Origin of the sequence: Streptomyces sp. NPDC048483, assembly GCF_040651455.1 — a bacterium.
Classification (GTDB): domain Bacteria; phylum Actinomycetota; class Actinomycetes; order Streptomycetales; family Streptomycetaceae; genus Streptomyces.
The window spans coordinates 1-18,440 of sequence record NZ_JBEZJZ010000098.1 but is presented as its reverse complement, the minus strand read 5'-3'; the positions used below and the strand labels follow the sequence as shown (position 1 = coordinate 18,440).

Below are 18,440 nucleotides of genomic sequence, written 5' to 3'. Positions count from 1 at the left end.
ACAGGTTCATCGGGTTGGGCGGCCGGATGGAGAACGGTCGACTTTGACGGGGCAACCCACCCATGCGCCGAAAACTGCGGTGGGTCACACTGGCGTCGTGGAGCCAACCAGTCGGGTCATCGTTGCGTTGGATTTCGACAACCGCCGAGCCGCTGACGAGATCATCGACCGGCTGGGGGACGAGTGCCGTTTCTACAAGGTCGGGTTGGAGCTGCTCACGGCGGCCGGACCTGACCTCATCAAGCACCTCGTCGCCAAGGGCAAGGAGGTGTTCCTGGACCTGAAACTCTTTGAGATCCCGAACTCCGTTGCCGGCGCGGTCCGCGCCGCAGGCGCCCTGGGTGTGTCCATGGTGACGGTGCACAGTATGGGCGGCACCGACATCGTGGCCGCCGCTGTCGCCGCGGCCCGCGACTTTCCACGCCTTCGCGTTCTTGCCCTGACTGTCGTCACCAGCATGACGACGTCCGACCTCACCGACATCGGCATCAACGCTTCGACTGACGTGCAGGAGCGGCGGCTGGCCCGACTGGCGCAACACGCTGGATGCCACGGCGTGATCGCATCCCCGCAGGAAGCCGCGCCACTACGTGCTGCGCTGGGCCCCAGCGCGCTGATCGTCACGCCAGGAGTCGCGCTTCCCGGCGAATCCCCAGGCGACCACGCCCGACCAGGTACACCGCATGCTGCCGTCGCTTCGGGGGCATCTCATATCGTCTTGGGCCGAACGATCACCCGTGCCGCCGACCCGGTAGCCGCGATGCAGCTCGTGCGCGCCGATCTGGGGCGAGCTTGTCGTACCTCGTGACCACGGCGCGGTGCCCCTTGAGGCGATTGATGTCGCACTGGACCGCGTGCCGAGCGTGGTAGTCCTCCGGGTCGAACTTCGGTGGAGGCAGGCGTGGTTCCTTCGGGAGGTGTACGCCTTGTCGGCGCGCACCCGGCCGGGGCACCCCGTACGCGGCCCAGGATCCGTCGAGAAGCAAGGGGCGCTATCGGCGGTGTGTGCTCATGGCAGTGAAATCGGCTGCTCGGCCCAAATGGTCTTTCCGCGTGCGTGGTATCGCGTGCCCCAGAGTTGGGCGAACTGCGCGATCATGTAGAGCCCGCGGCCGCCCTCGTCGGTCTCCACCGCGCGCCGGATGTGCGGAGAGGTGCTACTTCCATCGGAGACCTCGCAGATCAGGCTGCGGTCCTGGATCAGTCGCAAGTGGATCGGTTGGCTGCCGTAGCGGATGGCGTTGGTGACCAGTTCACTGACGATGAGTTCCGTGGTGAACTCCAGGTCCTGCAACCCCCATTCGGACACCGTGCGAGTGGCCAACTTCCGTGCTTCGCCCACCACCTCGGGATCGGCCGGCAGGTCCCAGGTGACATGACGCTCCGGATCGAGTGCGCGTACCCGCGCCACGAGCAGCGCCGAGTCATCGTGCCGGCCGGACGGTGACAGATGCCGGACCAGCGCGTTGCAGATGTCGTCGAGCGGTGCGGGCGTGGTGCGTTGGCGGTCGGACAAAGCCTTGCGGAGCCACGCCAGGCGGGTGGCGGTGTCCGGGTCCGACGGGTCCGCTGGACCGCCGGTGTAAAGGATCAGGAGTTCGTCGTCGCCCAGGGTCACTTCGCCGCAGCCGAAGGGTGCTCCGCCATGGCCGAGGGGAGGACCGTCGGGCATGTCGAGTTCCGCCACCTGCCCGGTGGCCGACACCCGGGCGGGTGGCGAATGACCCGCGCGGGCCACGGCGCACCGCCGGGTGATGGGGTCGTAGACCGCGTACACACAACGGGTCCCGGCCGCACCACCCGACCGTTCTTCGGTGTGCTCGTCCTGGAAGCGGCCCACCTGGTCATTGAGGTGGGTGAGCAACTCCTCCGGTGACAGATCGAGATCCGCGAGGGTGCGCACCGCGGTGCGCAGCCGTCCCATGGTCACCGCCGCGTGCAGGCCCTGTCCCGGTACGTCTCCGACCACCAGCGCCACCCGTGCGCCCGACAGCGGGATCACATCGAACCAGGCGCCCCCCAGAACCGCGCTGCCGCTTGCCGGCAGGTAGCGCGACGCCGTCTCCACCGCGCCGAGCACCGGCATCCGCTGGGGCAGCAGGCTGCGTTGCAGTGCCAACGCCGTGGCCCGTTCCCGGGTGTACCGCCTTGCGTTGTCGAGGCACACCGCGGCACGCGCCACGAGATCCTCGGCCAGCAGCACGTCGTCCGCCTCGAAGGGGTGGTCGCCCATGAAGCGCAGGAAGACCACCACACCGAGCGCGGCCCCACGCGCGTACATCGGCACCAGGAGCCATGAATGGACTCCATAGTCACCCACCAGCGCGGCCCGCTCAGGGTCGACCAAGGCCAGTTCGGCGCCCAGTTCGTCGCCGCTGAGCAGTATCGGTTCCCCACTGGCCAGCGCTTGGGAGAACAGCGAGGCGGTTCCGGTGCTGAACGGGTCGACATCCCCCGTGGCGACGATCGGCCCGGCAGGGCCCCCGGGGACGGTGGAACTCGCCACACGACGCAGCGCCGTTCCTTCGGCGACCCGTCCGGTCGTCGGCTCCTGGCCGCCGAAGACAGGGTCCAGCAGATCGACGTAGGCGTGGTCGGCGAAGGGCGGGACCACCACATCGGTCAGCTCCTGCGCCGTGTACAGAACGTCAAGCGTGCTGCCGATCTTCGCGCTCGCGTCGTTGACCAGTGCCAACCGTTCACGGGCCCGGGCCCGGTCGGTCACTTCGAACACCGCATGCGCCAGGCCGATCAGCTCCCCGGACTCGCTTCGCAGCGGAACGATCGTTTCCGAGAAGGCCTGATGGTGAACCGGGGAATCGGGAGTACGGGCGTGCACCTCCGTGGCTACCAGCGCCTCTCCCGTGGCCAGAACCCGCCGTTGCCGGGCCTCGAACGCCGCCATGTCCAACATCCCGGCCGGCGCAACCTCCCGCATGGACCGGCCAAGGAAATCCTGGCTCCGGAAACCCTTCAGGCGCCGCGCGTTCTGTGCGACGAAGTGCAGCTCGGTATCGAATACATCGATATGGAAAGGCGATTCGGTGAACAGGCCCCTCAGCAGCGCGCGCCCGAGAGTCTTCCGGCGCACGGCGTCGGCACTCTCCGCCCGCAGCAGCCAATACGGCTCACCAGAGGTGGTCGCCAGCGGATGGGCCCACATCCCGACCTCGACCGGGCCACCGTCCCGATGCCGCAGGACGACCTGGCCGAGGACGACCGTCCGCTGCGCTCGGCTGCGCTCCGCGAGCCGGGCAGCGTCGGAGCGGGTGTACAGCAGGTCGGCTCCCTCATGCCCGCGGACGTCTTCCGCGGTGTAACCGAGCAAGCGCTGAGCGCCTGAGCTCCAGCTCGTCAACACGCCCCGCGCGTCGACGGTGGCGTAGACCTCGTCCCCGGACTCGGGGAGATCATCGAGGGCGTCATGGAACATGGCATCGCGCATGTGTCACACCCACTCCGCGGCTCACAGCACTCGGCTGCCCACACCCAGTGATTTCCGCAGCCATATCAACGGGAAGGTGTTGTTTCGTCGGCCAAACCTGTCAACCGAAATGCAATTCTATCGCCGAGGCGTGTCTCTCGCCTTTCAGCGTGACGATCGCGTTTTTCGGCACGCTTTATGCACGGCAGAATAATTGATGCGGCATCTTGCGCCGGATATCGCACTGGCTCGGGTGGTGCACACCACGCGCAGGGGAATCAACTGCACATGCCCGCGGGCGAAGGGCCGGGAGGGGAAGGTGACGACGTACGCGTGGTTCGTGCAGGACGACCCGGCGGCCGGCGGCGAGGCGGTCAGTCGGCGGCGGATTGTCCGCTGCCGCCCTCCGTCCCCTCCATTCGCCTCTCGTCAATGAATGCATCGAGGCTCAATACGTCCTCCGCGATGTGGCGCCCACGGCGCTACACGCCGGTACTGCCATCGACGCGTTCCCGGAGCAGGTCGGCGTGGCCGTTGTGGCGGGCGTACTCCTCGATCATGTGGACGTAGATCCAGCGGAGGTTGACATCCTGCTCCATGAAGCGACCGGTGTCGCCCAGAGCACGCTCGGCGCAGTGCTCGCGGGCGCGGGCGATCTCCGCGCGCCAGGTGGCGAGGGCGTCGCGCAGGGTGGCGCCCTCAGCCAGTTCGAAGCCGCCGTCGGGACCACGCGGATCGGCCTGCGGGTCGTAAAGGGGCGGGGCCTGTTCTCCGGCGAGCACTCGGCGGAACCAGTTCCGCTCCACCTCCGCCATGTGCTGGACGAGGCCGGTCAGTGTGAAGCCGGACGGTGGCACGGACGCGACGGCGGCCTGCTCATCGTCCAGGCCCTCACACTTCATGGCGAGGGTGGTGCGGTGAAAGTCGAGCCAGCTTTCGAGCGTGGTGCGCTCGTCGGCGTTCAGGGGCGGCATAGGGCGTTCGATGGTGCTCACCGGCCGATTATCGCCATCAGTCGAAGCCGCCGACAAGCAAGGCTTCACAACAGGGCGAACGCTGCCTGATGCGGCACTGGTTGTCACCAATGACGGGATGGCTGCGTAGGGGAATGCGGAAGTCACGGCAGATCGCCTCGATCCCCGGCCGTTCGCTGAGCCGGGCTGCGAGCGTTGCCGATTCGCGGTCAGGCCCCTTCGATGTCGACGACGACGGGCACGCGAGCCACCTCAGCGGCCGCAGCGCACCTTGAGCTTGCCGGCCATCGGCGCCGGTCGAAAGCCAACGCGAACTTGTGCGCTCGCACGGGCATCCGCTGGACCCGGCGGATGCCCTGTCACGTTCTACGAGTGCCTGATCCGCCCACCCGAGCAACGTGTCGAGGAAGCCCTCGATCTCCTCTCTGATCGGGCAAAGGCGTCGCGGCGTTATGGCTGTCGCGATGCGTCGTCCGTGATCGACCTTGGCTCTCGGGTCAGCCGAAATCGCGGCGGCGGAGGGCGAGTAGTCCGCTGGCGAGGAGGAGGGCTGACAGCGCGAGCATCGCGGTGGCAGGTACGGGGTCGAAAGGTGCTCCGGCAACGGTGTTCGGAATGTAGTGGAACGGTTCGGCGGGCGTTCCGCCCCAGAGTCCGTACAAGGGGCCGGCGATCCGCCCGAGCACGACTGTCGCGATCCAGGTGATCCAGGAGATCGCGGGGGCGGCCGTGGGTACCAGGCCATAGGTGAACAAGCAGATCGCGCCGATGAGCCAGGCCGCGGGGAGGGTTCCCATCGCTCCGGCCAGAACGCGAAGGACGTCCGCCGACTGGCCTGCGGCCACCGAGAAAACCGTGCCGAAGGCCAGGCCGGCGATGGCCAGCAGGGCTGCGGTGCCGAGGCCGGTCACCACCAGGTGCCCGGCTGCCCAGCGCAGTCGGGTGATCGGTGTGGCCTGGAGTGCTTCCGTCCGGCCGCTGGTCTCCTCGGCACGCAGCCGTTGGACCATGAGGACCGGGTAGAGCGCGATGACGTACGCGCATATCAAGGTGATGGCCCAGAGGCCGTTGTCGAGGTATGTCGCTCCCGGTTTGCCGCCGAAGCCTTCCACCAACTGTGTGGCGAACGAGGCGGGCGTGTCCTTGAGATGCACTGCCAGGGTAGTGAGTGACCCGGCGGCCACGGCGAAGCAGCCGATTGCGACCGCCCATTTGATCAGCAGGCCGCGGTTGAGGCGCCAGGACAGGCTGATCGGGCCTCGTAGTTTGGGGGCGGTTGCGGGCCCAAGACGCTCGGGGAGCAGCCCCTCGCCGAGGTCGCGGCTGCCGACCAGGCGGTAGGCGAGGGCAGACAGGGCTGTGGCCACCGTGATCGGAACCGCGAGCATCCACCAGTGATCACCCCAGTACGGCACGACCAGGTGGCTCCAGCCGATCGGGGAGAGGTACGTCATCCAGTGCTGCCCTGACGCGTCGCCGGCGTAGCGCAGGACGTAGGAGATACCGAGGACGGCCAGGCTGATGGCCCTGGCCATGCGGGCGGTCTGCGTGAGCTGAGCGGCCACGGCGGCGATGGCGCCGAACGCCCAGCCGGCCGCGGTGATGGCGGCGCCGTAGGCGATCGACCCGACCGGATCCAGCCCTGTCGTGATCAACGCGATGGCGGACAGCGCCCCGCCGGCCAGGCTGAGGCCGCCCGCCACCAGCAAGGCTGCGGTCAGGGAGGCGTAGCGGCTGACCACACCCGCGCGGAGCAGTTCGGTGCGGCCGGATTCCTCGTCGGCGCGGGTGTGGCGAACGACGGTCATCACGGCGGCCAGCCCGTTGATCACGTAGAGGAATCCGCCACTGCGCCAAGACGCCATGAAGCCCAGGTCGGGTACGACGAACCTGCCACCGAGTGACCGGAAGAAGGTGTTGTGGTTGATCATCTCGGTGTAGGCCGCCATCGCCTCGGGCGTGGGCATGTTCCGCCTGATGTAGCCGACCATGACCCATGCCAGGGTGGCGAGCAGGAGAATCCACCATGGCGCAAGGGTTTTCTCACGGCGCAGCGCGAGCCGTACCAGGCGGCCGGTTCCGGCGGTCGCGTTCATCGGCCGACCTCCGCGTGGCGTGCGCCGGAGCGGTCGTAGTGCCGCAGGAACAGCTCTTCGAGCGTGGGTGGTTGGCTGACGAGACGGCGAACGCCGCGCATGTCGAGATGACGCAAAGCCGGGCCGAGCGCGTCCGTCTCGACGTCGAAGCGCACCAGGCTGTTGTCGGCCCGCAGGTTGTGCACTCCCGGCAGATCGGCGAGCCCGTCCACGGGGCCGGAGATCTCGGCCTGGATGGAGGTACGGGTCAGGCGCCGCAGTTCGGGGAGGCTGCCGGTGTCGACCATACGGCCGTCGCGGACGATGGTGACGCGATCACACAGCGCCTCGACCTCAGCGAGGAGGTGACTGGACAACAGCACGGTACGGCCGGTGCGGCGCTCCTCGCCGATGACGTCGCGGAATACGTTCTCCATCAGTGGGTCCAGGCCGGTGGTGGGCTCGTCGAGGATCAGCAGTTCGGCGTCGGAGGCGAGTGCGGCGATCAGCGCCACCTTCTGCCGGTTGCCCTTGGAGTAGGCGCGGGCCTTGGTCCGCGGATTCAGGTCGAAGCGGTCGATCAGCTCGTCCCGCCGGGCGGGGTCGGCGCCGCCGCGTACCTGCACCAGGAGATCGATGATTTCTCCGCCGGACAGACCTGGCCAGAGCGTGATGTCTCCGGGCACATAGGCCAGCCGGCGATGCAACGTGGTCGCGTCGGCCCACGGGTCGCCGCCGAGCAGCCGGACGGTGCCCGCGTCCGCGCGCAGCAGGCCCAGCAGAATCCGGATCGTGGTGCTCTTCCCTGCACCGTTCGGTCCGAGGAAGCCGTGCACCTCACCGGTGCGTACCGTGAGGTCGAGTCCATCCAACGCCGTGGTGGGGCGAAACGTCTTGACCAGGCCGCTCACCGAAACCGGATCGGTCATCATCATCCGCCCTTCTCGACTTGGGGGTTTCAGTCCTTGCTCAGACGCGACCGGAGCTCGGCGGCCTCCTCCGGGCTGAGAGAGGGATGGGAGTAGAGGTCGAGCAGGATCGGGGCCAGCACCTCCGCTCCCTGCGGGCTGAGCACGTCAACGCCGAGCCCCCGGGAGACCTGTTGGTGGAGGACCGCGATGGACAGCGCCATCGCCGCGGCCACGACGGCCCGGTCCTTGAGGGGCACCTCGGGGGCGTCGGAGCGTCTGTCGTCGAGCTCTGCCAGCCACTGCTGACTCAGCTCGACCAGCTTGTCGAACAGCGATGTCGCCCGTCCTTCGCTCAGGGCACGTGCGATGTACGCCTGATGCGGGCCGAACGTCGCCCCCGCGACCGCCACGTAGTTCACCCCCTCGGTCGCGCCGTCGGTCCTGACCTGGTCGTTGATGCGCTCCAGGGCCTTGGCCAGATAGGCGTCGCACGCATCGCGGAGCGCCTCCTTGGAGCCGAAGTGGTGGCGTACCAGCCCCGACGACACCCCCGCCGTCTCGGCGATCCCGCGGATCGTCGCCCGGTCGAAACCGTGCTCACCGAAGTGCTGCAACGCCGCGTCCCGGATCCGTGCGCGGGCGGTGAGATCTTCCGGATCAGGTCCGGCCATTGCTCCACTCCTATACCTATACCTACGTGTAGTGCACTGCACTACTGAGATAGATACTACACACGCGTGTAGCCTCGGACCCACCCGCAACCACCTGCAACCGCCCGCAACCGCCCGCTTCTGGCCATGAGGTGCGCGCATAGCCTGTGCTGCATCCAGTCGCCGACGACTCGCCCTCCTCGGGCAGAGAGTCAGACAGCGCGCCTCGTGACCGCATGAGCCGGACAAGCTGCGCAAGCGCCTCAGCATCTGGTCGTCACACGCCTCCGCACGGGCGGCACAACGCAGTGGGGGCTGGAGGCCCCAAAGCCCGTGTCACGCCACCCCACCCACCCCGCCCACCCCATCCTCCGCACCACCGCTGACGCTCACAGCGATGCTGACGCTCACAGCGATGGTCGCCGGCAGCGGGTCGCCTCCCGTAGGCCAGATCGACAAAGCCATGCTTCGCGCTCGTGTGCCGCCCGGCGACGGCGCATGGTGGAGGGGTGGAGTCCTGGCCACGCATTGCGGGCCCGCGGCAGCCGTGGCAGTCAAGCCATGCGCTGGTGGCGATCCCAGTCGTGCTCATTGTCGTGATCACGATCGTGGATCTCCTGGTCCCGGAGGACGTCCACCTCGGTCCACTGCTGGTCATCGCGCCCGCGCTCACCGCCTCCCTCGCCGGTCCCCGGACCACCGGGGCCGTCGGGCTTATGGCGGTGGCGGCCCAGGCGTTCATCGGCTGGCACTTCGGCGTGCTGTTCTCGCGGAACGTGATGGTCCAGCTCCTCGCCATCGCGGTCCTCTCGTGTCTGATCGTCTTCTTCTGCGTGGTGCGCGAACGGCATCGACGGGAGCTGGCACAGGTGCGATCGGTCGCCGAGGCCGCGCAGCACGTCCTGCTGTGGCCGCTCCCCGAACAGATCGGCCCCCTGCGGATCGCCTCTATGTACCTGGCGGCAGAGGACGAGGCCCAGATCGGCGGCGACCTGTACGCAGCGACCCGCACCGAGGACGGGGCGCGCCTGATGATCGGCGACGTCAGGGGCAAGGGCCTGGCCGCCATCGGGGAGGCGGCCCTCCTTCTCGGCGCCTTCCGCGAGGCCGCTCACCAGCACACCAGCCTGCCCGCTCTGGCCGGCGCGCTGGAGAAGAGCGTCGGCCGCTACCTGGATGACTTCGAACCGGAGGAGGAGGCCGGAGAACGCTTTGTCACCGCCCTGCTCATGGAGATCCCCGACCAGGACCCCGTCACCCGGATGACCAGCTGCGGCCACCTGGCGCCCCTGCTGCTCAGCCCTGACCACTCCGTCACCGTCCCGAGCCTGCACCCCGCGCCCCCACTGGGCATCGGAATGGGCCCCGCCGGCTACACCCTCGACGTATTCACCTTCGAAGCCGGCGACACCCTCCTGCTCTTCACCGACGGCATCGTCGAGGCCCGCAATCAGAAAGGCGAGTTCTATCCCTTCACGGAACGCGCCGCCCAGTGGGCCGGAGCCCCTCCCGACGCCCTTCTCCAACACATACGGCGCGATCTGCTCGCCCACACCGGCGGAAGCCTCGCCGACGACGCAGCCCTCATCGCCATCCGCCGCACACCCCCACCCCGCCCGGGACACCCGCACACAAAGATCATCCACGCCGACGGCTTCCGCCACCGCGCCGGAAGTGCGAAACGACGGGATTGAACGGTGCGGCCGGCATGGTATCGACGAGGTCGCTGTCGACGAACTGCCGGATGCTGGTAGCCCCGCCGCCGAGTCGGACGTCCTTGCCCCGCGCCACCTCCCGCGTCCGTTCGAGGGCCTTGGCCGGCTCGCCGTGCCCGTCAAGCTGCTCCGCCGAGCCGTTGGCCGAGCTGGGCGAAGAGTTCGTCGGTGGCGGCCGCGGCCGCAGGAGAGACGGGGAACATGTTCAGGAAGCCATGGATGAGCCCGGCGTAGTTGCGAACGAACACCTCGCCGCCGGCGGCTTTGAGGGCCTCGGCATAGGCCAGGCCCTCGTCGCGCAGCGGGTCGTGCTGTGCGGTGCCGATGACCGCGGGAGCGAGTCCGGCGAGCATCTCGGCGCGCAGCGGGGAGACCCGGGGGCAGCCGCGGACCGCGGGGTCGTCCCCGGCGTACAGGTACTGGATGTCGGCGATGTTCTCGGCGGTGAGCATGTATCCGGTGGCGTTCTCGGTGCGGGAGGGGTGGTTCCCGTCGAAGTCGGTCACCGGGTAGGCCAGGAGCTGGGCGGCCAGTGGGCGGTCCTCGTCACGGAAGGTCTGGGCGATCACGGCGGCGAGGTTGGCGCCCGCGCTGTCCCCCGCAACGGCCAGGCGGTCGCGCCTCGCCCCGTAGTCGTTGATGTGGTCGGCGATGTGGCGCGCCACGGCCAGGCAGTCGTCGTACGGGGCGGGGAAGGGACGCTCAGGGGATCGGCGGTAGTGGACGGCGACCACCGCCGCACCGGCATCGCGGCACAGCCTGCGGGTGACCAGGTCGTGGCTGTCGAGGTCGCCGGTGATCCAGCCGCCGCCGTGGAAGAAGACCACTGTGGGCAACGGCCCCTCGGCGTCGGGGCGGTGGATCCGCACCGGGATGCCTCCCTCGGGGCCGGGGACCGTGCCGTCCTGTACGGAGCCGACCTGGAGCGGCTCGGAAGCCGCCGCGGCGGCCAGCGTCCGCTGCGCCTCGCGCAGTATGTCGGGGTCGGTCGTGCGGATGGGCGCTGCGGTGGCGGCGTTGGCCTGGTCGAGGATGGCGGCGATTCCTGGGTCGAGGAGCATGGAAGGCACCTATCTGGAGGGGGGTGAGGTTTCCGGGCAGAAGGGCGAGCGATGGTTTCGTTCTGACGGTGGGGCACCGGTGAACGGAGGGAGGCCGCAGGCCGGCTCGGCCGAGGCCCGAGGCCCGACGCCTTTCCGTGTAGGGCTCCCGCAGCCCGTCGGTGCGGTCAGGGTCGGATGACGATGCGAAGGGGATTGCCCTCGTTCTCCTCCAGGCGGCGCACACCCTCTGCGATGTCCTCCAGGGGCAGCACCTCGCTCACCGAGCGGCTCGGGTCGAGCCGCCCGCAGGCAACCAGGGTCACCAGTTCCTCGATGCGGCGCTTGCGGTATCCGAAGTGACCGGTGACCGTATGGCGCCTGGCGGCGTAGTCCGCCTCCGGGCCCAGGTCCACGAGGTCCGCAGAGATGCCCACCAGAACGAGCTGACCCCGGCGGCCCAGCGCGGCATCGGCCTGGGCCATCGTGCTCCGGCGGGCCACCACGTCGAAAGCCACGTCCAGGCCGCGCCCGCGCGGCACGTTCTGCACCCGCCGCAGGCACGGCCGGACGCGAGCACCACACGGTCACCCACGCTCCAGCCGGGTGCCGGTGACCCCAGGGCGGCGATACTGCCCGCCGCCTCGTGACCCGGAGTGACGGAATCGGACCCCGCCGTCTGGCGTACCCGGTTCCTGAACCTGCTCGACCGCATCCCGGCGCCGACCGCGATCAGCACCACCGAAGGCGAGATCGCCGTCGCCAATCCGGCCCTCGCGGCACTGTGGGGCCTGCCCCCGGGGCGCCTGGAGGGCCGTAACCTCCTCGGCCTCTTCACCCCCACCGATGAAGGCCAACTGGCCAGGGTAGAGACGGCATTGACCAAGGGGCGGCGCTCCCGGTATCCCGTACGGGTACGTTGGACGGCCGACGCGGCGACACACACAGGGCAGCTCACCATCGAGCCGGTGAGCGACCCCGGCGGCGATCCGCCACCTCTGCCGGCCACCCTGCACGTCGACGAGCACCCCACCCCACGGGACACCGGCACCCCGCCTCAGTGCACAGGAGTCCCGCATCCTGGCACTCATCGCCGCGGGCTGCACCACAGCGGTGGTCGCCCGCACCGTCGGCCTGAGTGACGACGGCGTCAACTACCACCTCACCCGCCTGGGCCGCCGACTGCACACCCCCAACCGCACCGCGCTCGTCGCCAGGGCATACGTCCTCGGCCTCCTGTCCCCCACCGCCTGGCCACCCGAACCCCATCCCTGAGAGGACCACCAGGGAGAGTGGAGCACGCCATGGTGATCTCCGCACCGCCGGCTTCGCCAGGGACGTGGGGTGACAGGCCGACCAGGCCTCCGAACCGGGCCTTGACCACCGGGACCCCCATGCTCTAGTGAGTGAAGTCGCTTGCGCCAAGGAGGAGTTCGAACGAGGTGCGCGGCAGCAGGTGGTGGAGGTCGGTCCCGGCGCTTCGAAATCGCGCGGACACGGGAATCCGCAGAGTCAGTGCCATGTCAGGCAACGCGTGTCCTGTCGGTCGACAGCATGCGAGCGTCCCTGGCAGCAGGCGCGGGCGGGCGGTGTCTCGTCGACAAGGAAGGCCGTCGCTGGACCGGTACAACTACCACCGGCCCACACCGGAATCAGCGTCCACACCCCAGTGGTGACTTGTCGAACGCTGAGTGGGAACGGTTGCGGCCGTTCCTGCCGGTGAATCCCTGATCATCACTCCTGGGCAGCGGGCGGACTGCACCCAGTTCGAGAAGGTGCTGGAGAACTGTCGAACGGGCCATCAACAAGCTGAAGAACCACCGCGCCGTGGCCACCCGCTACGACAAACGCGGCTACATGTTCCTCGGTACCGTCACCGCAGCTTCCCTCGTCATCTGGCTCCGCGTGTGATCGGCCGCGCAGGTCCTCCGTCAGACGTTCTTGAAGCGCATGCATCCTCCACCCGCTACGGTCTCTGGGTGACCGAACTCCCGACCTTGTATGCCACCCGTGAGGCCTACGACGCCATCGCACCCACCTACGCGCAGCTGTTCCACGACTCCCTGCGCGACCGTCCCCTGGAGCGCGCCCTCCTGAGCGCCTTCGCGGAGCTGGTACGGGCAAACGGCGACGGCGACGTCGCAGACCTCGGCTGTGGGCCGGGGTACGTCACAGCTCACTTGCAGGGGTTGGGCCTTAATGCCTTTGGTGTTGACGCCTCCCCCGTGATGGTCGAGCTCGCTCGCGAGGCGCACCCCGGACTTCGGTTCGAGGTCGGCTCGATGGCCGCGCTGGACATCGAGGACGGCGCGCTGGGCGGGGTGCTCTCGCGGTGGTCCGTCATCCACACCCCGCCGCAGGACGTCCCCGCCGTCTTGGCCGAGATCGCCCGGGTCCTGGCACCCGGCGGGCACCTGTTGATCGACTTCCCCGCCACCGACGGCCCCCACCACGAGACGCAGGCCTACGACCATGCGGTGGCAACGGCCTACCGCTGGTCCCCCGACCGTCTCGCCGCGCTCCTGCGCGACCACGGATTGACTCAGGCAGCCCGCACGGTGATCGAGCCGAAGCCCACCGACCAGCGGCAGTTCCAAGAGGTCCAGCTCCTCGCCTGCAAGGCGTAGACCTCGATGACGTGACGGCGACGGCTCGGATCGATGGGTCGGGGATCGGACGAGATCGGCTGGGCGAGGTGCAGCCTCGCGAGTCACATGATCGCCCGGACAGCTCCTAGCTACCGGGCGCGAAGGGTTGTGTACGGGCGATGAGCAGGGCGACATCGTCCGGGTCTTCTGGGCGCCGGAGTTCGCGCAGGAGCCGGTCGCAGGTTCCTTCCAGCGTGCGGTCGGGCGTGTCGAGCAGCCGGCGGAGCGTTTCGAGGCGTTCGTCGATGGGGTGGTGGCGGGTTTCCACCAACCCGTCGGTGTACAGGATCAGTTGGTCGCCGGGGCCGATGCCGAAGGTGGTGGTCTCGAAGGGGACGCCGCCGACCCCGAGCGGGGTGCCGGTGGGCAGGTCGAGGAGTTCGGGGTGCTTGCCGCTGCGTACGAGGACCGGCGGAAGGTGGCCGGCGGTGGCGATGTGGCATTCGGCGCGGTGGGGATCGTAGGTGGCGTAGACGCAGGTGGCGATGTAGTGCTCCAGCCCCGACGTGATCTTGTCGAGGTGGTGGAGGACCTGGGCGGGGTCGAGGTCGAGGTCGGCGAAGGCGCTGGTGGCGGTGCGCAGGCGCCCCATGGTGGCGGCCGCGTCGATGCCGCTGCCCATGACGTCGCCGACGACGAGGGCGGTCTTGTCGCCGTCGAGTGGGAGGACGTCGTACCAGTCGCCGCCGATCTCGTAGGTGGCCTGCGCGGGCCGGTAGCGGGAGGCGATCTGCAGTCCGGGGAGGTGGGGCGGGTGGTCGGGGAGCAGGCTGCGTTGCAGCGTCACGGCGGCGGAGCGCATGGCCTGGTGTGAGCGGGCGTTGTCGATGCATACGGCGGCGCGGGAGGCCAGCTCGGCGGCCAGGGCGAGGTCGTCCTCACCGAAGGGGAGCGGGTTGCGGGCGCGGCTGAGGCCCAGGAAGCCGAGGATGTGGCCGCGGGCGGTGAGCGGGACCAACATGTGGGAGTGCACTCCCGCACGGGCCAGCAGCGTGGCGGCGCGCTCGTCGCGGGCCATTCGCGCCAGGTCCGCGTCGTCGGCGTGCGAGATCAGGATCGGGCGGCCCGTGCGTACGCACTGGGTGGCCAGGCGGTCGGCGTCGAAGGCGGCGATCTGGCCGGGAGGATCGACGGCCTGGACGGCTTCGGTGGGGTAGGCGGCCTTGACCGCCAGGGCGCGGAAGACCGCAGGGCCGTTCCTGCTGGCCGGGCGGTGCTCGTCCAGTACGGAGTCGAGCAGATCGACCGTGACCACGTCGGCGAGCTCGGGGACGGTGACCTCGGCCAGCTCCCGGGCGGTCTGGCCCACCTCCAGGGTGGTGCCGATGCGGGCGGAGCCGTCCGCGATGAGGGCCAGCCGCTGCCGGGCCTCGGCCGCCTCCATGGCGGCCTGATAGCGGTCGGTGACATCCACCACCAGGTCGGCCACTCCGATGACCCGCCCCTGGGGGTCGTCCAGCCGGTACAACGAGATCGACCAGGCGTGCTGATGCTCCGGGTCGGCCGGGGTGCGGCCGACGATGGTGGATTGGTCGACCATGGGAACACCGGTCGCCAGGACCTGCCGCATCGCGGCCTCGGGCACCTCGAACTTCGCGGCGGTCATGATCTCGCGATAGTGGCGGCCCAGGTGGTCCTTCGCGGGAATGCCGTGCATCCGCTCCAGAGCGGCGTTGACGGCCACGTACCGCAGATCGGTGTCGAGGATCGCCAGCCCGATCGGGGACTGGGAGATCAGCCGGGTCGACAGGGCCACGTCCCGCTCCACCTCGCGCAGCGTCGAGGAGTCGGTGGCGAGCCCGAGGGCGTAGAAATCGCCGCGGTCGTCCAGCAGCCGCATGCTGCGCAGCTCCACCAGCCGTGCGGTGCCGTCCTTGTGCCGGACCGGGAACGTGCCGCCCCAGCTCTTGCCGGTCTCCATGACCTCGGCGAACGTCTTGATCACCAGACCCCAGTGCTCTTCGCCGACGAGCAGTGGCGCGGCGTACTGCCCCAGCGCCTCCTCGGCCGTGTGGCCGTACAGGTCCTCTGCCTGGGGACTCCACAACACGATTCGGCCCTGGGCGTCCAGCAGCACCGCAGCGACGCCGAGCAGATCCAGAAGTCCGCTCGGCTGCGGCGGCCTGCCTTCCGGCTCACCAGGGGGCGGCTCGCCCTCCGGCTCACCGGGGCCGGCCGGAAGCTCATCGGCTGCGCTCACCCGGCCTCCTTCCGGTCGACGGACCACGTAGGCGCCCCCTCGCTCCGGTCCGCGGCCCGTTGACGTGTCTGGCCTGCCCCTCTCCGCTGAGTGCTTCGGCTTCCATGGTCCCCCCAGGACCAGCCGACCGCCGACCGGACACTCCGCCGTGCCCTGTGCGCCGAGCGGGGGATCGGCACGGAGCTCTACGGGCTCGTCACCCTGCGCGATCTCTCAGCAAGCTGAGAAGCTGTGCCGTACACCTTGATCTGTGACCGTGTGTAACTGGGGGCAGTTCCGCTCACCCTCCGCCTCGTCCCCACCGCCTTGCCCTAGGGGCGCCCCCGTCGTACTACTTGTCCCGCCGATTCAGCCGTACGCAGGCCCACGTACCTGTCACGACGATCAGCGCTGCCAGGCCGCCGATTGTCCCTCGGTACGAGTCGGGGTCCAGGTCCACTTCCACGTCCTCCACCGGACTGGCTGCGCCCTTGGGGTCGTACAGCACGCGCAGTTTGTCGCCTGACTCAACCAAGTCCGCGTCGCAGCCGTCGCCCGCTTTTCCTCGGTCCGGTCCCGCAGCCGTCGCCAGGCCGTCACTCCCCTGCAGCCCGATGTGCCCAGTTGGCACATCGGCCCAGCTCACACCTTTGCTCAGCACGCGGACGCTCAGCGCGCAGACGATCCCGTGCAAGGCGGCCCGATCATCGACCGGCAGTCGGCCCGCATACCTGCGACGACGGGGCGGGAGGGGCGGGAGGGGCGAGGCCACGCGCTCCCTACAGGCCGTCAGGCACAAGGACATCTGACACCCGCAGAAATCTGGCGCCCACCCGACCCGGCAGCCACGACCCTCGCCAAGCCCATGCTGAAATGATCAGTAAGCCCGCCTGTCTTGCCCGCACGGCCGTGCGGGCGGGCTCAGTTGCGGAGGAATCCGAGGACGGAGTCGGTGCGGCCGAGCACCGCGTGCCCCGTCCCAGGCAGTACGTGCACCTCCGCATGCGGCAGGCAGTGCCGTACGCGCCGGGCGGTCTCCCGCGAGTCGAACATGGCGTCGCGGGCGCCGACCGTCACCTGCACCGGGATGGCAAGGCCCCGCAAGGCCTCGTCGGGAAATATGGGCAACTGTTCCCTGCGCGGCCTGAAATGCGCGAAGGTCAGCATCACGCTCTCCAGGACGGCCTCGTCCCGCGGCGAGTCGAGACCGGTGAGGGAGCGGACCGAACGGCGCACGCCCCAGCGGCCGAAGGGCCGCACCAACAGCGCCCGGAGTATGCGTCCCGTCCGTTGTCTGCCCAGGCCACCAGGGCAGAGCAGGGCCAGCCGCGTCACCCTGGCCGGGCGGCGGATCGCGTAGTCGACCGCAAACCAGCAACCGAGCGAGGCCGCGACCACGGGAACGTTCTCGAGGCCGAGGCCGTCCAGTACATCGTCCAGCCACCGGGCCGGGGCTTCGGAGTTCAAGGCGGGCCGGGACGGTGCGCTCAGTCCCGGTTCCCCGACGATGTCGACGGCGTAGGTGCGGAAGTGGCCGGCCCAGGAGGTGATGTCCTCACGCCACATCGACGCGTTCGCACCCGAGCCGTGCAGCAGTACGAGCGGTGGCGCATCCGGCGGCCCGGAGACGAGGACGAAGGTTTCCCCCTCGCGGGTCGGCACCCGCACCTGCTGGGCGGACACCGGCCAGTCGTCCAGCACCTCCTGGTACTGACGGCGGACCACCGCCGCGCCCTCGTCGGACTTGTAGATCGTGACGCTCATGAGGCCAGCACCTGCTCGACGTGCTCCAGCACCTGGGCCGTGTCCCTCAGGCTGCCCAGGATGACGATCTTCATCCGAGCCCTTTCCTCGTCGTAGACGGTCTGGATCCGCAACTGCCTGCCGCCGTCCCGCTCGCGGCCGGCGACCCCGATGGTGAGGAGTGTCGTCAGGCGGTCGACCGTCCGACGGGAGACCGCGTCGATCTCCACGATGCTCGACACTTCCGCGTGCTGCGGGCCGCGGGCATCCTCGTCCGGCGGCCCCGGCAACGGGCGCCCTGTGAAGGCCTCCAGGTCGGCGTGCGCGATCCGGTACTGCTTGCCGATACGCACCGCGGCCAGTCGGCCGTCCCGTACGTAATTGCGGATGGTCCTGACATGGAGCCCGAGGCGTTCGGCGACCTGCTCCACCGAGTACAGACGTTCACTCACGAAAAGTACTCTACTTTCCTCTCTGCTGGAGAGCAACAGAGTTTTTTAGGGAAGAATAGGGAGTAGGAAGGTCGTGAAGGGCCAGTGACTCCAGCTCATTGCCGGGCCTTCACCGGTCGACCGTGCACGCCGGGGCAACAAGCACCACCTGATCACCGGCCGGCGCGTGACAACGCTGTCCGTTGCGCTGACCAGCGGAGACCGTCATGACGTCACCCAGCTCACGCCCCTGCTCAATGCGCTACCGCACATCCGCGGGACTCGTGGGCGGTTCGTCGCCGACCGAAGCGGGTGTTCGCCGACCGCGGCTACGGCCACGGCTACGGGATACGCGCCGACCTCCACCTCGGCCTGCCCCCACTCGCCTGCAGCATCATCCGCTTGAGACGACTCCGCACCCCCTTCTGAAACGATCAGTAAGCGGCACCGCGCAGTCGCCACGTAATACGACGAACTCGCCGTCCATTACGAAGCGACCGTGCTGGTCGCCGTCCTCAACGAATGGCTGTGCCCAGCATTTTCAGAACCTGCCTTACTGATCATTTCAGAATGAGTTCGGTGCGGCGGCTGGGAGTTGGCGGTGTCATCGGGCAGGGTCTGGTGGGTGGTTGATGATCTCGTCCCTGACG

Annotated in this window: 15 protein-coding genes and 5 pseudogenes; 7 read left to right on the top strand and 13 right to left on the bottom strand. The window is 69.0% G+C overall.

Annotation, left to right across the window (positions count from 1 at the left end; genetic code table 11):
* The first annotated feature begins 97 nt into the window (after window positions 1-97).
* Complete coding sequence (gene pyrF / locus AB0D04_RS33690) at window positions 98-808, top strand: orotidine-5'-phosphate decarboxylase (RefSeq protein ID WP_362711132.1); 711 nt, start codon at window positions 98-100, stop codon at window positions 806-808.
* A 201-nt stretch (window positions 809-1,009) separates the two neighbouring features.
* Here pyrF and AB0D04_RS33685 read toward each other — a convergent pair whose 3' ends face one another.
* The 5 genes from AB0D04_RS33685 to AB0D04_RS33665 all read right to left on the bottom strand — a co-directional run bounded on the left by AB0D04_RS33685 (window position 1,010) and on the right by AB0D04_RS33665 (window position 8,055).
* Window positions 1,010-3,445 (bottom strand): SpoIIE family protein phosphatase, encoded by a 2,436-nt coding sequence (locus AB0D04_RS33685; RefSeq protein ID WP_362711130.1) that lies wholly within the window; start codon window positions 3,443-3,445, stop codon window positions 1,010-1,012.
* Window positions 3,446-3,906: 461 nt separating this feature from the next.
* Window positions 3,907-4,419 carry a DinB family protein gene (locus tag AB0D04_RS33680; protein ID WP_362711128.1) on the bottom strand — a complete coding sequence of 171 codons (513 nt, stop codon included), beginning with the start codon at window positions 4,417-4,419 and terminating at the stop codon, window positions 3,907-3,909.
* A 476-nt stretch (window positions 4,420-4,895) separates the two neighbouring features.
* A complete protein-coding gene (locus AB0D04_RS33675) occupies window positions 4,896-6,494 on the bottom strand; it encodes a hypothetical protein (RefSeq protein ID WP_362711126.1) in 1,599 nt (532 codons plus the stop codon).
* Window positions 6,491-7,402 (bottom strand): ABC transporter ATP-binding protein, encoded by a 912-nt coding sequence (locus AB0D04_RS33670; RefSeq protein ID WP_362711157.1) that lies wholly within the window; start codon window positions 7,400-7,402, stop codon window positions 6,491-6,493. Before AB0D04_RS33670 ends, AB0D04_RS33675 begins: the two co-directional genes overlap by 4 nt.
* Before the next feature lie 29 nt (window positions 7,403-7,431).
* Window positions 7,432-8,055: a TetR/AcrR family transcriptional regulator gene (locus AB0D04_RS33665; RefSeq protein ID WP_362711124.1), complete on the bottom strand. Its 624-nt coding sequence runs from the start codon at window positions 8,053-8,055 to the stop codon at window positions 7,432-7,434.
* Window positions 8,056-8,603: 548 nt separating this feature from the next.
* On the opposite strand from AB0D04_RS33665, the gene AB0D04_RS33660 reads away from it, so the two are divergent.
* Window positions 8,604-9,728: a PP2C family protein-serine/threonine phosphatase gene (locus tag AB0D04_RS33660; protein WP_362711122.1), complete on the top strand. Its 1,125-nt coding sequence runs from the start codon at window positions 8,604-8,606 to the stop codon at window positions 9,726-9,728.
* Window positions 9,729-9,741: 13 nt separating this feature from the next.
* Here the strand turns inward: AB0D04_RS33660 and AB0D04_RS33655 are convergent.
* From AB0D04_RS33655 to AB0D04_RS33640, 4 genes and pseudogenes are all read right to left on the bottom strand, one after another.
* Window positions 9,742-9,861 (bottom strand): annotated as a pseudogene (locus AB0D04_RS33655) (deaminase); the annotation flags it as partial.
* Between the two features lie 7 nt (window positions 9,862-9,868).
* Window positions 9,869-10,810: an alpha/beta hydrolase gene (locus AB0D04_RS33650; protein ID WP_362711120.1), complete on the bottom strand. Its 942-nt coding sequence runs from the start codon at window positions 10,808-10,810 to the stop codon at window positions 9,869-9,871.
* 167 nt (window positions 10,811-10,977) lie between these two features.
* A complete protein-coding gene (locus tag AB0D04_RS33645) occupies window positions 10,978-11,331 on the bottom strand; it encodes a zinc-binding dehydrogenase (protein WP_362711118.1) in 354 nt (117 codons plus the stop codon).
* A 44-nt stretch (window positions 11,332-11,375) separates the two neighbouring features.
* Window positions 11,376-11,504 (bottom strand): annotated as a pseudogene (locus AB0D04_RS33640) (hypothetical protein); the annotation flags it as partial.
* Between AB0D04_RS33640 and AB0D04_RS33635 the strand changes: the two are divergent.
* The 4 genes and pseudogenes from AB0D04_RS33635 to AB0D04_RS33620 all read left to right on the top strand — a co-directional run bounded on the left by AB0D04_RS33635 (window position 11,446) and on the right by AB0D04_RS33620 (window position 13,416).
* A complete protein-coding gene (locus AB0D04_RS33635; protein ID WP_362711117.1) occupies window positions 11,446-11,931 on the top strand; it encodes a PAS domain-containing protein in 486 nt (161 codons plus the stop codon). The pseudogene AB0D04_RS33640 and the gene AB0D04_RS33635 overlap by 59 nt on opposite strands.
* Window positions 11,903-12,064 carry a hypothetical protein gene (locus AB0D04_RS33630; protein WP_362711115.1) on the top strand — a complete coding sequence of 54 codons (162 nt, stop codon included), beginning with the start codon at window positions 11,903-11,905 and terminating at the stop codon, window positions 12,062-12,064. Before AB0D04_RS33635 ends, AB0D04_RS33630 begins: the two co-directional genes overlap by 29 nt.
* A gap of 513 nt (window positions 12,065-12,577) precedes the next feature.
* Window positions 12,578-12,700: pseudogene (locus tag AB0D04_RS33625) on the top strand (IS5/IS1182 family transposase); the annotation flags it as partial.
* 68 nt (window positions 12,701-12,768) lie between these two features.
* Window positions 12,769-13,416, top strand: a complete 648-nt coding sequence (locus tag AB0D04_RS33620) for a class I SAM-dependent methyltransferase (RefSeq protein ID WP_362711113.1) — start codon at window positions 12,769-12,771, stop codon at window positions 13,414-13,416.
* Between the two features lie 106 nt (window positions 13,417-13,522).
* On the opposite strand, the gene AB0D04_RS33615 is transcribed toward AB0D04_RS33620, so the two are convergent.
* The 4 genes and pseudogenes from AB0D04_RS33615 to AB0D04_RS33600 form a co-directional block, all read right to left on the bottom strand.
* Window positions 13,523-15,637, bottom strand: a complete 2,115-nt coding sequence (locus AB0D04_RS33615; RefSeq protein WP_362711111.1) for a SpoIIE family protein phosphatase — start codon at window positions 15,635-15,637, stop codon at window positions 13,523-13,525.
* A 543-nt stretch (window positions 15,638-16,180) separates the two neighbouring features.
* A pseudogene (locus AB0D04_RS33610) lies at window positions 16,181-16,428 on the bottom strand (IS5/IS1182 family transposase); the annotation flags it as partial.
* Between the two features lie 109 nt (window positions 16,429-16,537).
* Window positions 16,538-17,380, bottom strand: coding sequence for an alpha/beta fold hydrolase (locus tag AB0D04_RS33605; protein ID WP_362711109.1), 843 nt, complete (start codon window positions 17,378-17,380; stop codon window positions 16,538-16,540).
* Complete coding sequence (locus AB0D04_RS33600; RefSeq protein ID WP_362711107.1) at window positions 17,377-17,811, bottom strand: helix-turn-helix domain-containing protein; 435 nt, start codon at window positions 17,809-17,811, stop codon at window positions 17,377-17,379. Before AB0D04_RS33600 ends, AB0D04_RS33605 begins: the two co-directional genes overlap by 4 nt.
* 103 nt (window positions 17,812-17,914) lie before the next feature.
* Between AB0D04_RS33600 and AB0D04_RS33595 the strand changes: the two are divergent.
* A pseudogene (locus AB0D04_RS33595) lies at window positions 17,915-18,219 on the top strand (transposase); the annotation flags it as partial.
* Window positions 18,220-18,440 lie beyond the last annotated feature (221 nt).

Coding starts and splice junctions, on each gene's coding strand:
- AB0D04_RS33670 (WP_362711157.1), bottom strand. CDS start 7,402: ATGACCGATCCGGTTTCGGTGAGCGGCCTGGTCAAGACGTTTCGCCCC.
- AB0D04_RS33675 (WP_362711126.1), bottom strand. CDS start 6,494: ATGAACGCGACCGCCGGAACCGGCCGCCTGGTACGGCTCGCGCTGCGC.
- AB0D04_RS33605 (WP_362711109.1), bottom strand. CDS start 17,380: ATGAGCGTCACGATCTACAAGTCCGACGAGGGCGCGGCGGTGGTCCGC.
- AB0D04_RS33665 (WP_362711124.1), bottom strand. CDS start 8,055: ATGGCCGGACCTGATCCGGAAGATCTCACCGCCCGCGCACGGATCCGG.
- AB0D04_RS33650 (WP_362711120.1), bottom strand. CDS start 10,810: ATGCTCCTCGACCCAGGAATCGCCGCCATCCTCGACCAGGCCAACGCC.
- AB0D04_RS33685 (WP_362711130.1), bottom strand. CDS start 3,445: ATGCGCGATGCCATGTTCCATGACGCCCTCGATGATCTCCCCGAGTCC.